This window comes from Streptomyces scopuliridis (assembly GCF_042790125.1).
Classification (GTDB): Bacteria; Actinomycetota; Actinomycetes; order Streptomycetales; family Streptomycetaceae; genus Streptomyces; species Streptomyces scopuliridis_A.
Window position 1 is genome coordinate 1 of the sequence record NZ_JBHTZS010000044.1, and the last position, 13818, is coordinate 13818.

Here is a 13818-nt window from a genome sequence, read left to right on the forward strand (position 1 = left end):
GCTCGGGGCCGTACACGGTGATCGTCGGGCCCCCCCCCAACCGCACCGTCGCGGGCGGCCCGGCCCCCGCCCGGGCGGGGGCGGGGGGGCCCCCGCCCGTCATGCCCCCCGTCTCCACCGGGAGTACCCGTGATCACGTACCACGCGCTCGGCTGCTACGCCCTGCCCGCGCTCCTCGCAGGTGGGCGTCATCGGGTCAGACGCCCCATTCGACGCCAAGCGGCGCCATTGGCGTCACTGGCGGCGGCCTTTCCAGTGATTGTCCAACGCCTCGCGAGGCGGAGAACTGCCGTGCGGGAATGGCGTCTCAGCAAAGGATCCACCCCGAACCTGCAAGGAGCGCCATGTACGCAGCAGTCCGCCGGTACGAAGGGGTAACCGATCCTGCCGAGGTGGGCCGCCTTGTGAACGAGGGATTCATTCCCCTCGTTCGCCAGATCCCTGGCTTCGTGGCCTTCTACTGGATCAATCCCGGGCACGGAGTGGTCGTCTCGACCAGCGTCTTCCGGGACCAAGCCGGTGCCGATGAGTCGATCAAGAGGGCGTCGGACTTTGTGCGGGACAACCTCGCGTCTCTACTTCCTCACGCTCCCCAGGTCATGGCCGGAGAGGTTGAGGCACATGCCTAGTGCCGCGACCGGCGACGTTTGCGCGTCGTGGAGCGGCGTCCGGTGCGTTCGGTCGCGAGGTGGCCAAAGGCCCTCGTAGCGGAGCTACTCGGGTCTTCGGCCAACGCGACGAGCGTGCGTGCCGGACACCACGGGGCCCATGACATTCCCGTCCGGGGTCCGGAGTACGCCGCCACCCGCTCTCCCGGCACCATCCAAAGATGCCGAAGATGTGGTTACAGATCAGTGTTCGAGGATCTGTCCCCGGGCCTGACGCTACGTCGCCGGTAACGGCGGGGTACGAAGCTCAGGTCTCCAGGCCCAAGGGCTCCCGTTCCATCCGGGAGCTACGGGTCACGGGGAAGGCCGACGGGGTGAACCCCTGGTGATGCCTCGTCATCGGAAGCCCCGCAGACGGGTTGTGTGACCGAGGATCGTAGTTGGCGGGTGAGGCTTCCTGCGGTGCTGGTCGTCAGCAGCCGGAGGGCGCTTGTTGGCGGATCTTGAGGGCGATAGTTGGCGGGCCGGGGTGCGTGCTGATCACGGTGTGTGAGTGACCGTTGCGATCAGCCGCCTGGCGTGGTCTTCAAGCGCTCTGCAAAGGTCGGCGGAGGGGATGGGTTGTTCTTGCGATTCCCAGCGTCGGAGAAGGGTCAAGTGCGGCAAATCGTCGGTTCGTGTTCGGTCGTGGGGCCGCATTGGCGGCTGGAAGACTGGTGCGAGGGCGAACTCACTGCCGGTGACGTAGCTCCAGACGAAGGCTGATGCGCACTCTCGGGTGCGTTCTGTCGGCTTGGGACCTCTGCCTCGACGGTGAAGGCGGCAGAGCTCGTCCCAGGTCCTGTCGTCGATGGACCAGCGGGAGAACTGCATGCGGCGGGCCCGGTAGTCGATGCTCTCCTGGCCGCTGACGTGCTCGGCCAGGCGTTTCAGCGTGGCCGGTAGGTCCCGGTCCTTGAGGTCTTGGTAGGGGCTCAGTGGTTTGACCCGGAGTCGGCCCCGGGTCGTCCAGGACGTTGGGATTCCGAGGAAGGCTGCCGCTTCCAGGAAGTTCATGTCGCTGATCGCTTGGACCCGGTGGACGGGGAGTATGCGGCGGAGTCGTCGGCGGCTGGTGAGGGCCTGCTCGAAGTCCTCCAGGGCGGCGGCCAGCAACCAGGAGCCGGGAAGGGACTGCGGGATGTGCTCAGGAGCGATCCCGAAGTCCGTGAGGGTGTGGGTGGGGGCGAAGAGTTTCTGGGTGGTGTTCGCCTTGGAGACCGGCAGTGTCGGGGCTCCTTGCCGGATCCATTCGGCAGGGAGTCGGTGCCGGTAGACCTGGTCGATCCGGCGCCGGAGCGAGGGCGAAGCCTCGTGAGCGAGCATGGGCCAGGTCCTGCCCCAGCGGAGATCGTCGCGGGTGGGAAGATTCTGTAGCAGCTGGGGCAGGGGGCTGCGTGGTCCGGAAGAATCCTCAGCGAGCAGGTGGTAAGCCGCAAAGAGGAGACCGGCCGTCGCGATCGCGTCACCGGGCGGTGCGCTCCAAACGCCTGCGGGTGGCGAGCCGGCGCTTTCGGCCGCTGGGCCGGGGCTGTGACAGTCCTGCTGCTGTGGTGCGAGATGCGCGTCCAGAATGGCCCGGGTCGCGGCAGGGGCAAGATCGGCCGCGACGGGCCAGCCCGCCTGGATCAGTGAGATGGCGACCTGGAGATCGGCGAACCGCTGGGAGACGACCTCTGCGGGCTCGTCACCGTCCAGGAGGCCCAGGAGGACGGTCTGCAAGTCCGCGAGTTCAGGGGTGAGGGCTGCGGCCGCCGGTTCGGCGCCGTCGAGGCGATGACCGCAGACTTCACGCTTGCCGGAACCGCCAAGCCAGTTGCGGCATTGGGCGGGGTGGAGCCTCGGCGCGTTGGCGGCGGGCAGCAAGGCCAGGGGACCACCTGATCTGCCGCTGAGCGCGGGCAGTCGGCAGCGCGGGCACCCACTGCGAAGGAAGGTCCAGTGATCAAGGCAGGCGAAGACGACAGCCAGCCGCCACTGGCGCTTCCAGGGCCCGCCATGGCGGTTCTGGATCGGGGTTCCATCACCTGCGAGACAGGCCGGGCAGTAGCGTGAATGGTCCACCAGCAGCCAGGGCTGGGACAGTCTGCGGGGGCGAGGAATGCTTCCCGGGCGGACCAGTGCCCGTGCAAGGGCGGGGTAGCGGTCGGCGTATGGCCTGAGCGTCAGCGCGTCGGCGTCTGCGGGGGTCATCCGGGTCACGTCGGCGAAGGTGTGCAGGCGGGCCGACTGCATCATCAGCAGATGCGCCGCTGAGACCCTGGCATGGGGATCATGCGGGGGGATCAGCGTGACTCGCCGTGCCAACTGGTGGGGGGCAGGTCCAGTCGGTGAGTCAGGCGGAGAAGGAAGCCGGGCAGGCTCTCCTCGGGCAGGGGGTCAAGACTTCTGGGCGGCGGGGCTTGGGCCGCGGGCATGGGTCAGCCCGTCCTGTCTTCGGCGGCGCGTGGTCCGTGATCGTCGAACACGGTGTTGCGACGCCGACGTTTCGCGTTATATGACCGGCGGCCGGCGGGCTGCCCGGCCGGTTCGTCAGGCGCGTCGGTCATCTCTTCCCGGCGCAGGACGATTTCGTCGAGCAGGTCCTCGTCCAGAACCTCCCTGCCACCGTCCATCGCTTCCTGGGCGCCGTCCTCGATGAGCCGCCCGAGCAGTCCGACGACGCCGCCGGTGCGACGCATCAGGTATTCCGGCATCGTGCCTTCGGTGAGCATGCCCCTCTTCGCGTTCAGCAGCCGCAGATGCTGCTCGATCCCGTCCAGATGGTTGACGAACGCCTGGATCTGCTTCGGCGTGGTGTAGCGGAAGCGGTCGAGCTCGATCAGCTCGAAGCGGTGCTCTGTCTGCGTGATCTCCAGGCCGTGAATGCGGGTCGACTCCAGCGGTGGCATCTCCCACTGCCCGGTCCTCTTGTTCCACTTGGACTCACGCAGCAGCCCGATCCCAGGGATGTTGACGGCGGTCAGGATCAGGGTGACGTCCAGACTCATGAAGGCCCGGATCAGGTCGAGGACGTCCTGGTCGTCGGCCCGGTGCATCCGCAGCCGGCTGACATCGTCCAGGATCATCGCCTTGACGCCGTGGTCGTGCAGGGAGTCGGCGACCTGCCGTACCAATTCCGGGAGCGTGGCCGACTTGCGCATCTCGGCGCGGAAGAAACCCAGGATCGCGGCGCAAAGGCTCTTCGGTGACGCCGTCACCGGAGTCGAGACGTAGACAACCGGCGCGTGGAGGTCACGGGTGCCCGGCAGAGTTCCGGGTATGAGGTAACTGTGCATTTGCAGGCAGTGGTCCTCGAAGACGGCCGCGGTTGAGCAGACGGATGCCGTCTTGCCGTAGTTGCCCCATCCGCTGACCATGACGCCCGCGCGTGTCGGGTCGTCCTGCTTCATCGTGTTGCCGCGAAGTCGGCGTCGGATCAGCCTGCCGACCTTGTCGTGCATGGGTGTGTCCTGCAGCGGGAGGTTCGCGTTCGTCAGATGCCGGAAGAGGTCATAGTCCGCGCGGCGGCTTTCCGGGATTGTCCTCCACTGCTGCAACGAGATCGCCGGAGCGGGAAGGAGCAGGCCGCGGCGGGACCGGTAGCTCTGCCAGCCGACGTAAGTGTCGCGCGGCGGGTGGCCGCCCAGGATCAACTCGGCGATCTTGGATCGAGGGGGCAGGCCCTCCGGCAGGTCACCGGGTGAGGGGGCTCGGGTCACGCGTCGTCCTCCCGGACAGTCGTCTCGGCATCTGCGTCCTCGCGGGGCGGCGGCAGGAACATGTGCCGCCGGTTCAGGGCCTCGTGCAGCGTTGGTGGAGCAAGGGGCCGGGTTCCGGCGAGAGCTTCCTCGCGGCGTCGGCGGCGGTCGGTGTCGACTGCCCGGTCGATCATGCGGGCGTGTCCGGCCCAGGCAGCGGGCATCTGAGCCGGAGTCGGCTCGTCCGCGGGGGCGGGTGCGGTGGGGCGGTCGGCCGCCGCGGTCTGTGCGCGGGAGATCTCGCGGGACTGGGCGGTCCGCCGCTTCCTTCCAGCCTTCTTCTCGGCCTGGCTTGGCCACTGGTCGACGGGGGTGACCGAGCCGAGGATCCCGAGCAGATGCTCCAAGAGCTCGCCCTCCGAGTGGATCTTGATGTTGTTCGCCCTCAGATGCCCCAGGAGAGCGTCGGCGGTCTTGTCGGAGAAGGCGGGAATCTCGCCTCGGGCGGCAGTCCCCGCCAGCGCAGGACGTGCCACGTGCCGGGCCCGCTCCAGCTGGTCCTCGGTCAGGTCGGCTAGTGTCCTGGGCTGCCGGGAGACCGGTGCTGGGCGCCCGGGCCCTTCGGCCGCGGGCAGGAGCCGCAGGTCGGCGTGGTTGATGAGCCAGCGGAACGAGCGGGTCTCAGCGTGGCCACCGCCATCGACGAGCACGAGTCGGCCGACCTGGCCGTGGACATCCTCAACCGTCCACTCGACGCCGTTGAGCGCGACCCTCCTGCCCGGCGCGATCTGCAGAAAAGCCCGCGCCGCCATCAAACCCCCCAGATCAGCGAGCTGTTGCGCAGGGGACTGCCCAGATCAACGCCGAGCTCGCGCTGCCAGAGCAGCCGGACGATGTTGGCCCGGCCAATGGAAGGCACGCTGGTCGCGTCCGCCAACGCGGAGAACGTCATCACGCGGCCCTCCTGGCCTCCAATGAATCGTCAGCAGCTGGTCCCGCATGCCCAGCAGATCCCTCACCGGCCGACGACGCGACGACAGGTGGTCGAGGACGCTCCAGACATGCGGGCGCCAGCCCGCGACCACCGAGTACTGCCAGCCGCAAGCCGCCGCCATCTCCCTGGCCGCCGCGAACTTCAGCGCGTCCTCGTCCTTGATCAGTCCCATCGGGCGGACGTCCAACAGCCGCATCCCGCCACCGATCACGGCCAAGTAATCCGGGATGTGCCAAGACGACCCGCTCTTGTGTCCGAAGTCCAGCCGGAACGGCTGTGACAGCACCTCCGACGTCCCACGAAGTCCAGCGCGACCAGCAGCAGCCGCATCTCCTCCAGCGACTCGAAGCCATGCCCTCTGCCGGTGGACGCCATCACCTCCAGGCCGGGACGATGCCGCTGCCTCGCCCGCCAGGTGAACCCCCGCACCGGCCGGGACGACAGCACAGGAACATGGGCCATGTCGCGGACCGGCCAGCAGACCTCGCCGGTACCCACCCGCCACGTCGAACTCCACCGCGCAATCCAGCCATCCGCAAGGTCGAGTTGGTCCCGAAATGCGGCATCTCCGCTGTACGCCGCGACAAGCTCGTCGAGGCGACTTGAGTCCGACCGGATCCTTGCCTTGGCTACCTCGCTCACTCACTCAGAGCGTCACCACCCGCATGGCGACAAGGCCCGATCTCCGGAACTGATCACAACTGTGATTTAGAGGCTGCACGGATAGGGCAGTTTCAGGGGCGTCGGATTGGGCGGTTGTCCCAGCGGTGAGTGGTCCAGGCGCGGCGGATGAGGCTACGTACGGTGATGACGGCGTCTGCGAGGTCAAAGAAGGCGTTGATGACGTGGAGACGGCGTTCGTAGCAGCGGGCGAGCCGATGGAAGGCGTTCTGCCAGGCGTGGGTGCGCTCGACGTGCCAGCGCTGAGTGGCCTGCAACGGCGCCTTCTCGCCTTTGTGGGCGATCTGGCCGCGGAGGCCGCGTTCGTCGAGGACTGAACGTGTTTTGGCCGAGTCGTAGCCGGCATCCAGGTGCACGGTGATGTCGTCGGGCAGCGGGCCGAGGTCGTTCAGGAGGTCCAGGGTGGGAGCGAGCAACGGGGAGTCGTGGCAGTTGGCCCCGGCCAGGACTCGGCCCAGGGGGGATGCCGTAACCATCCGTCATGGCTGAGCGTTTCATCCCCCGTTTGCCTCGGTCGACGGGCGAACGTCCGGCGGCTTCCCCGCCTCCGGGGGCCTTTGCGATCGACCCGTCGATGGCGATCTGCTCCAGCACGAGACCGACGTTTCGGTCGTAGGCGTTCAGGACGATCTCCCTGAGCTGGGCGAAGGCGCCGAGCCGGATCCACTCGTCGCGACGGCCTCGGATCGTGGTGGCTGAGCAGGTGGAATCGGCGATGGCTTGGTAGGAGCAGCCGAAACGCAGCACCTGCAGCAGTTTGTCGAAGACGATCCGGTCGCTGACCCGGCGGCGGTGGCAGCCCAGCGGGTGGGCCGGATCGTAGACCGGCCGCACCGTCAGCAGGGTCGCGAATTGGTCCCAAAGCGGTTCGGTCAGCCATGAGGGAAGCGCAGGCACAGGTTTCCCAGTGATCACAGAGCGCCATCACTGCAGTTCCATGAGGATGTCGGCGCGGGCGTAGTAGTCGGCCACGGGGAGACGGTCGCGGGTGATCCTGCCGAACCCGGCGTCCTCGTAGAGGTGAAGGGCGGGGGCCAGCATGCTGTTCGTGCCGAGGAACAACCGGGTCCCATCGAGTGCCCGGGCGCGGTCGATCGCTGCGGCTATGAGTTGGCGGCCGATGCCGCGTCCTTGTGCGGCGGGAGCCACGGCCATCTTCGCCAGCTCGAACACGGCGTCCGGATAGGCCAGAAGTGCGACGCACCCAACTACAGTGCCGCTGCCCGGCTCGCGCGCCATGAGTACGTCGCCGCCCGGGCCCACGATGCGGCCGAACGGATCTCCGAGAACGGCCAGGTCCTCTTCCTGCAGCGTGAACAGACGCGAGATCCACTCCTCGTTCAGCGCGTAGAACGCGTCTGCGTCACTCTGTGAGCCGATCGAGGAGATCATGGTCGGGGCAGAGGTGTGCGGCATGCGAAGGGTTCCCTTTCCGGTGTGGCTTCCCGTAGCCTCCGACTTCACTCACCCATGTGTCCAATACACGCCTTGATCTCTATCAATAAGCTCAAACTATGGATCAGCGAATCGAGCTCCGTCATCTGCGGTACTTTCTGGCTGTGGCTGAGGAACTGCACTTCGGCCGCGCCGCCCAGCGGCTGCACATCGCTCAGCCCGCCCTGTCCCAGCAGATCAGGCAGCTTGAGAAGATCGTCGGCGTTGAGCTGTTCCGGCGGACCTCTCGAAGTGTTCGACTCACAGAGGCGGGAGCGGCGTTCCAGCCAAGGGCCCGGAACCTTCTGGGCCGTCTGGCGGCCGACCTCGACGAGGCCGGGCGCGTCGGCCGAGGTGAGGCCGGCCGTCTGGATGTCGCCTTCATCACCTCCGCCACGGCGATCGTCAGCGAACACCTCCGTGCATTCTCCTGCCGCCGCCCGGACGTCCAGGTCAAACTTCACGACGGTTTCACCACCGATGTCCTGGCGGCCCTGGAGCGGGGTACGGCCGACGTCGGGATCGTGCGGGACGCCGAGGAGCGCGACGCCATCGAACTTTCTCTACTGGCATCGGAACGGTTCGTCGCCGTCATCCCCACAGAGCACCCCGCCGCAAGGGGTGACCGCGTGGAAGCAAGGGCGCTGGCCGCTGACCCGCTGATCCTGTTCCCGCGTTCAGCAGGAACTCACGCGTTCGACTTGAACACGCAGCCGTTGCGGAACGCCGGCATCGACGTCCAGGTCGCGCAGGAGTGCTCGAACTGGCACACCATCATCATGTTCGTCGCGGCCGGCCTCGGCGTCAGCATCGCCCCCTACAGCGTCACGACGCTGCTCCCCGCAGGCGCCCGCAGGCTCGAACTCGACGGGCCTCCTACCGTGAGCCGGATCTTGATGGCCACCCGCCGAGGAGACGACCGTCCTCTCCTACAAGCCTTCATCGCAGCATCTGAGTCCAGACAGGCCATTGCCACGACCGGACGATGAGCGTGCGCTGACTTGGAGCGAGCACCTCCAAGCAAGGGCCACTCGAAGGCGTACCGTGCGCAGCCTCATCCGCCGTGCCTGGAGCACCCACCGCCGCAACAACAGCCCAAGCCGACGCCCCCGAAACCGCCCCTATCCGCGCAGCCTCTTAGCGCTGCAATTTGGCCCCTGTGGCAACCCGAACACTCAGCGGCGGGACCGGGGGCTCGGCCTTCGGGAGTCAGTTGCCGGCCAGGCTGCATGCATCGAGCCCGCCGTAGATATGGGCCCTCAGGCAGTGGGGGGCGCTGAAGCCTGAGGCTTCGCCGCGGTAGATGGCGATGAGCGAGTCCTTGCCCCGCCACCAGGTGTCAGCGAGTCCCTGGACGTCGGGTACCGGCTCGAATCCGTCGAGGTTCAGGTCCTCGACGGCACTGCCTTTGACCTTCGTGATGGTCTTGGCCCAGTAGCCCGCGTGGCTGGCCAGTGCCAGGGCTTCCACCCATCCCTCTGTGCTGGCGTGCAGCGGCGTCCAGTGGTCAGCGTCGATCCCGAACTCACCTCCTGGCCCGATCATGAACCCGTGGGCCATGGAGACACGACAGTCGCCAGCCGGGAACCGCCATCCGTTCGCGGCCGGGCCCTCGGGGGCATCGGCTTGCAGAACGCGCGGGCCGCCCTCGTATTCGGGGGCCGGGGGCAGGGCGAGACCGCCCCAGCGCTCTTGGAAGGCGACAGCCCGGTCGATCTCGGCATCCGGAATCCCTTGCTTGAGCCATGCCTCCCGGAAAAGCCCGAGGTCGCGGTGTGGAACACGCAGCCCGTGTCCCTCAACGAAGTAACGAGCTCGCCGGCTCAAGCCTTCAGGCGCCTGAGGAATCACCGGCACTCGGGGGTCTGCCGTCACGGTTGCTGCCTCTCGCATGGAGAGGTCGGTGCGGCTGGGTGCGGCGGTGCCGACGGCTGCGGAGCGCTGGACCAACGGACGGGCCCGCCATCGGGGCCGCCGGTGAGCCAGGAATCGTCACCCAGTGGCACCAGCTCGTATGGATTGCTCGCCTCGACGGTGAATTCGCCACTGGGCGTGCCCGTGCGCACGTCGACTAGGTGGTAGCGGAACTCTTCCTCCTCGTCCTGGCTCTCACCGCCCAGGGTGACGATGGCCGTGTCCTCGGTCAGGTAGCCGCCGCTCCATTCCACGAAGGACTCCTCAGGGTCGTACCCGAAGGCTTCGACGGAGAGGGTGAAGAGCACGTCCCCGTTGGGGTGGTCGTGGAAGGCGACGTCCGTCTGGCCGTGGTCGACGGTCATGAACTGCTGCCCGGACGGTGCCAGGTCGATCAGGCAGCGGTCCGACCACGGGTACGTCACGAACTCCGACTCGCTGTCCGCCCCGTCCGTACCCCGGAGAATGACAGAGCCGTCCTGGCCCTCACCGATGTCGAGGTAGATGCTGCCGTCCACGGGATGCACGTGGTGGACGGCGCCGTGCCCGACCGTCTCCAGCTCCCGGCGGGCGAGCACCGCCCCGCTCTCAGCGTCGTGCACGACCCACTGGTCACCGCCCCCGCGGCCCGCCATCGCGTCCGGCCGGTAGACCCACACCGTCCGGCCGTCCAGGGACAGTGCGCAGCCAGGCCGGTGGCCATGGCGTATGTCAGAGTGCGGCTCGAAGTCCGAGGCCCACACGAGGTCGCCGGCACGCGTGAGGCAGACGACGCCGTTCAGCGTCGTGTACACGACCCGCTCCAAATCCTGCCGGACCACCGACGCTACGACCTCGTCGCCGTCCCGCGGCGGGAAAACCGCTGCGGGCTCCAGTGCCCCGTAGACCCCGGCGCCCACGACGTAGGCGTGGATCCGCCCGTCACGGTGACGCGTGATGACCTTCGATGGCGGCTCAGGAATCATCCGCCGAGGCTAACGCCCAGCTCCGGAATCTCAAGAGCCGGGGCGATGCGCGCCCAAGCCGGGTAGGCACGGGCTAGCTGCAGCGCTCAAGGGCAGACGAGAGTACTAAGTCTCAACAACACAGCGTTACGGAAGCAAGATCCGCCAAGTACTGCGCTCGTCCGCCAAGTAGAAATCTCGGTCGCAGGTTGTTGCGGCGGGGTCAAGGACTGGCCGTTGAGAAGCGGCAGGCGCCGACCAGAAGACGCTAGTTCGGCCGGGAGAACACCGCCGTCCTCGGGGTATAGGGGGCACCCGACCCGGCCGCACCTCACTCGTGCGGAACGTGACGACCCCGTTGGAGTCCGGGGACGCCGCCGTCCTCGGCAAGCCGGCCGTAAGGAAGGGCCGACTCTCCAACGGGTGCAGGATGGCCTCAGAAGCCAATGCCGGCGGCCGAAAGGCAGCAGGAACACGAGACACCATGACCGGCTTCTCCGCCGGCCGTCTCGCATAACCGGCCGGATACGGGTTGATGCCCGGACCCGAAAGGGTGCTGACGGAGGCCACTTGGCGTCGGCGGCGCGCTCTGAGCTGCGGCAGTGGTGCCGGGATCGGGGCGCGGCGCCAGGGACTTCCGGATGCCTCTGCGGGTGCGCCTGGGGGCCTGCCGTCTGCCCGGTGGGGCGCCATGGCGGGATCAGCGGCATCTCCGGCCCTCACTCTGGCTCAATGCGCGGCGGGTCGCGGCGGGCGTCATGACCGGTCCTTGAAGTAGGGCGGCTGCAGCGGCACCGGCTCGATCAGGAAGACGGTGTACGCGAGGAGGCCACCCTTGGGGTCGGCGGCGGTGATCGAGGCCTTCGCCCCCTGCCGGGAGGAGGAGGGTACGTCGAAGTACTCGTGGACGGTGCCCGTCGCGGTGGCGGTCACGGACTTCACCGGGCCGGAGACCCCCCAGGTCAGGTTCACCGGCGCGCCCGGGACGAACCCGCTCCCTCTGACCTCCAGCACCCGGCCCGGCCTGGCGACGGTGGGCGACACGCCCAGCACGGCGGTGCCGGCCGCCGGGGGCGGCGGCGAGGACCCCTCCGGCGGCGGGGGAATCGTGGAGGACGAGCGCGACGGCCCCGGCGGCGGGGGTGAGGACGAGCGCGACGGCCCCGGGGGCGGGGAGGAGGGCGGGGGCGAGGATGAGGGCCCCGGAGCCGGCGGGCCGGGCGGCGCGGTTCCGGCCGTGACCACCGCCCGCAGGACGGGCCCGGCCGTCTGCTCCGTGCCGCCCGCCGTGGTCGCCTTGACCCGGAGCGGACCGGTGAAGGTGCCGGCGGCCCGCGGCGCGAACGACACGACGGCCGTACAGGTGTCCCCCGGGAGGACCATCTGCCCCGCGCAGGCGCCCTGATAGCCGAAGGGCTCTTCCGGCACCACGCTGGTGATGGTGACCGGGCCGGGGCCGGCGTTCCCGAGGGTGACCTGGATGCCGAGCTCGGTGTCGGACAGTTTGGCGAAAGAGCCGAAGTCGACGGCGGCCGGTGTGACGGTCAGGCGCCCCGGCACCGCCTTCGCGTACACGTCCGGCTCGTCGTTGGTGTCCGTGCCCGCCAGCGACCGTGAGGTGGCGAAGACGGCCAGGGCGCCGTGGCCGTCCATGCGGGCGGCCGTGCCCGAGGAGCCCAGCGGGGCGAGGCGGACGATGCTCTGCCGGGCGCTCACCGTGCGCACGTAGAGCTGCGAATCCGCGCCGGGGTCCCCGCTCGTGAGGTTCGCGGCCTTCGAGGCGAAGCTGACGACGCGACCGTCGGAGGAGAGCGAGGGGCGGTCGCTGTCACCGTTCCCGGGCGCACCTGAGGCGCTCGTGGACACGGTCTGGTTCGTCCCGCCCGGTCCGGAGACGAGGATCTGCGGTGGCGGATCTACGGCACCACCCGCCCCTTCCCGTTGTACCGCGACATCGAGGACCCGGGCGAGGCGCCCACCGAGCCGGTCGCCGACCTGGTCCTGTGGCCGGGGGACGTCCTGTACGTGCCGCGCGGCGTGTGGCACGCGGTCTCCGCCGACCAGGGCACCCGCTCCCTGCACGTCACCTGCGGCCTGCAGACCCACACCGCCACCGACCTGATGGCGTGGGTGTCCGAGCAGCTGCTCACGCACGAGGACTGGAGGCGCGACCTGCCGCTGCTCGCTGCACCGGACGTCCAGGCCGACGCCGTGGACGGGATGTGCGAGCGGCTCGCCGAACTGCTGGACGACCCCGAGCTGCTCACGCGCTACCGGACGGCGATGGACGGACAGGCCGTCGGCCGGATGGTGCCGAGCCTGCCCTACATCGACGCCGTCCCCGTCGACGGCGGTCTGCGAGTGCGGCTGACTACCGCCCGCGCGGTGCTGGACGTCGGCGAGGACATGGTGACGCTGTCCGCCGCCGGGAGCACGTTCGAGTTCGCGCCCGAAGCGGAGGCGGTGCTACGCCCGCTGGTCGACGGGCGGACCGTGGACCTGGCCGCGCTCGCCGACACGGCCGGACTCGCCCTGGAGGACGTCGCCGGACTGGTCCAGGAGCTCGTTGCCGGGCAGGCCGCGACGGTGGGGAGCCTGCTGTGACAGCACAGCTCGCTTTGGGCACCTACCGGTGCCGTGCGATCCCGGAGGCGGCCGACCGTGCGGCCGCCTCCGGCGCGCAGTGGATCGACACCGCCCCCAACTACGCCACCGGCCGCGCCCAGGAACTGCTTGCTCCCGCCCTGGCCGCCCATCCGTCCCTGAGGATCGCGACGAAGGCCGGCTACTTCACCGCGGCCACCGGTGCCGACGCCGTGAACGCCGGTGTCCTCACTGAGGACCAGGCGGCGACCGGGCACAGCCTCGCCCCGGACTACGTGCGCTGGCAGACCGGCCGCAACCGCGAGGAGCTTGGGCGCGAGCGGCTGGACCTGGTCTTGCCGCACAACCCGGAGCGCGCCCATCCCGGCGACCGATTCGCCCTGCACCGCGCGATGCGGGACGCGTTCGTCGTCCTGGAGCAAGCCGTGGCAGCCAGGCACGTGGCCGGATACGGCATCGCCACCTGGGCGGGCCTGGAAGAGGAGGCGTTCACGGTGGGGCAGCTCCTCGCCCTGGCCGCCGAAGCCGCGGGCGGCCGGCACCACCTGGTCGCGATCCAGATGCCGGTCAGCCTGGTGATGATGACGCCGATTGCGCAGGCCCTTCACGGCCGGGGCCCGCTCCCGGCCGCCGCAGGCGCGGGCCTGCGAGTGATGGCCTCCGCCCCGCTGCACGGCGGCGAGCTTCCCGGCATGGTCGACCAGGAGCTCGCCGATCTCATCCGGCCGGGCCTGACTTCCGCACAGGCGTGCGTCCTGGCAGTCGCCTCCTGCCCAGGAGTGACGAACGTCCTTCTCGCCGCCTCCGGTACGTCACACTGGAGAGAGGCGGCCGACGCCGTCGCTCACCCCTCCCTGACCGCCGCCCAGTTGCGGGAGATCACTCGTGTACTCGCCTCCGCCTGACTCGGAAACCGAACA

The 13818-nt window shown here is 69.0% G+C and carries 13 protein-coding genes and 1 pseudogene; 5 read left to right on the forward strand and 9 right to left on the reverse strand.

From position 1 onward, the window contains the following. The first annotated feature begins 344 nt into the window (after window positions 1-344). Window positions 345-629 carry a hypothetical protein gene (locus ACFRKB_RS36200; protein ID WP_383110859.1) on the forward strand — a complete coding sequence of 95 codons (285 nt, stop codon included), beginning with the start codon at window positions 345-347 and terminating at the stop codon, window positions 627-629. Window positions 630-1148: 519 nt separating this feature from the next. Here the strand turns inward: ACFRKB_RS36200 and ACFRKB_RS36205 are convergent. The 4 genes from ACFRKB_RS36205 to ACFRKB_RS36220 all read right to left on the reverse strand — a co-directional run bounded on the left by ACFRKB_RS36205 (window position 1149) and on the right by ACFRKB_RS36220 (window position 5282). Further along, window positions 1149-2954 carry a TniQ family protein gene (locus ACFRKB_RS36205; RefSeq protein WP_383110860.1) on the reverse strand — a complete coding sequence of 602 codons (1806 nt, stop codon included), beginning with the start codon at window positions 2952-2954 and terminating at the stop codon, window positions 1149-1151. A gap of 113 nt (window positions 2955-3067) precedes the next feature. Continuing rightward, window positions 3068-4348, reverse strand: a complete 1281-nt coding sequence (locus tag ACFRKB_RS36210; protein ID WP_383110861.1) for a TniB family NTP-binding protein — start codon at window positions 4346-4348, stop codon at window positions 3068-3070. Further along, complete coding sequence (locus ACFRKB_RS36215; RefSeq protein ID WP_383110862.1) at window positions 4345-5139, reverse strand: hypothetical protein; 795 nt, start codon at window positions 5137-5139, stop codon at window positions 4345-4347. The genes ACFRKB_RS36210 and ACFRKB_RS36215 overlap by 4 nt, the downstream gene beginning before the upstream one ends. Then, complete coding sequence (locus ACFRKB_RS36220) at window positions 5139-5282, reverse strand: hypothetical protein (RefSeq protein WP_383110863.1); 144 nt, start codon at window positions 5280-5282, stop codon at window positions 5139-5141. The genes ACFRKB_RS36215 and ACFRKB_RS36220 overlap by 1 nt, the downstream gene beginning before the upstream one ends. A gap of 44 nt (window positions 5283-5326) precedes the next feature. Here ACFRKB_RS36220 and ACFRKB_RS36225 point away from each other — a divergent pair, with 44 nt between their 5' ends. After that, window positions 5327-5542: a hypothetical protein gene (locus ACFRKB_RS36225; protein WP_383110864.1), complete on the forward strand. Its 216-nt coding sequence runs from the start codon at window positions 5327-5329 to the stop codon at window positions 5540-5542. A 513-nt stretch (window positions 5543-6055) separates the two neighbouring features. Here ACFRKB_RS36225 and ACFRKB_RS36230 read toward each other — a convergent pair. After that, window positions 6056-6899 (reverse strand): annotated as a pseudogene (locus tag ACFRKB_RS36230) (IS5 family transposase). Between the two features lie 27 nt (window positions 6900-6926). Next, window positions 6927-7418 carry a GNAT family N-acetyltransferase gene (locus ACFRKB_RS36235; protein ID WP_228023395.1) on the reverse strand — a complete coding sequence of 164 codons (492 nt, stop codon included), beginning with the start codon at window positions 7416-7418 and terminating at the stop codon, window positions 6927-6929. A 98-nt stretch (window positions 7419-7516) separates the two neighbouring features. Between ACFRKB_RS36235 and ACFRKB_RS36240 the strand changes: the two genes are divergently transcribed. Next, a complete protein-coding gene (locus ACFRKB_RS36240; protein ID WP_383110865.1) occupies window positions 7517-8425 on the forward strand; it encodes a LysR family transcriptional regulator in 909 nt (302 codons plus the stop codon). 220 nt (window positions 8426-8645) lie between these two features. Here ACFRKB_RS36240 and ACFRKB_RS36245 read toward each other — a convergent pair whose 3' ends face one another. From ACFRKB_RS36245 to ACFRKB_RS36255, 3 genes are all read right to left on the reverse strand, one after another. Beyond that, entirely contained in the window at window positions 8646-9311 is a 666-nt protein-coding gene (locus tag ACFRKB_RS36245) for a hypothetical protein (protein ID WP_383110866.1), read from the reverse strand. Continuing rightward, complete coding sequence (locus ACFRKB_RS36250; protein ID WP_383110867.1) at window positions 9308-10315, reverse strand: hypothetical protein; 1008 nt, start codon at window positions 10313-10315, stop codon at window positions 9308-9310. The genes ACFRKB_RS36245 and ACFRKB_RS36250 overlap by 4 nt, the downstream gene beginning before the upstream one ends. Before the next feature lie 735 nt (window positions 10316-11050). Further along, window positions 11051-12160: a hypothetical protein gene (locus tag ACFRKB_RS36255; protein WP_383110868.1), complete on the reverse strand. Its 1110-nt coding sequence runs from the start codon at window positions 12158-12160 to the stop codon at window positions 11051-11053. Window positions 12161-12208: 48 nt separating this feature from the next. On the opposite strand from ACFRKB_RS36255, the gene ACFRKB_RS36260 reads away from it, so the two are divergent. Both ACFRKB_RS36260 and ACFRKB_RS36265 read left to right on the forward strand, forming a co-directional pair. Further along, a complete protein-coding gene (locus ACFRKB_RS36260; RefSeq protein WP_383110895.1) occupies window positions 12209-12898 on the forward strand; it encodes a winged helix domain-containing protein in 690 nt (229 codons plus the stop codon). Continuing rightward, a complete protein-coding gene (locus ACFRKB_RS36265; protein WP_383110869.1) occupies window positions 12895-13803 on the forward strand; it encodes an aldo/keto reductase in 909 nt (302 codons plus the stop codon). Before ACFRKB_RS36260 ends, ACFRKB_RS36265 begins: the two co-directional genes overlap by 4 nt. The last annotated feature ends 15 nt before the right edge of the window (window positions 13804-13818 follow it).

Bases quoted from the DNA above. Each gene is read 5' to 3' on its own strand.
- ACFRKB_RS36200 (WP_383110859.1), top strand. From the start codon at position 345: ATGTACGCAGCAGTCCGCCGGTACGAAGGGGTAACCGATCCTGCCGAG.
- ACFRKB_RS36235 (WP_228023395.1), bottom strand. From the start codon at position 7,418: ATGCCGCACACCTCTGCCCCGACCATGATCTCCTCGATCGGCTCACAG.
- ACFRKB_RS36215 (WP_383110862.1), bottom strand. From the start codon at position 5,139: ATGGCGGCGCGGGCTTTTCTGCAGATCGCGCCGGGCAGGAGGGTCGCG.
- ACFRKB_RS36225 (WP_383110864.1), top strand. From the start codon at position 5,327: ATGCCCAGCAGATCCCTCACCGGCCGACGACGCGACGACAGGTGGTCG.
- ACFRKB_RS36240 (WP_383110865.1), top strand. From the start codon at position 7,517: ATGGATCAGCGAATCGAGCTCCGTCATCTGCGGTACTTTCTGGCTGTG.
- ACFRKB_RS36250 (WP_383110867.1), bottom strand. From the start codon at position 10,315: ATGATTCCTGAGCCGCCATCGAAGGTCATCACGCGTCACCGTGACGGG.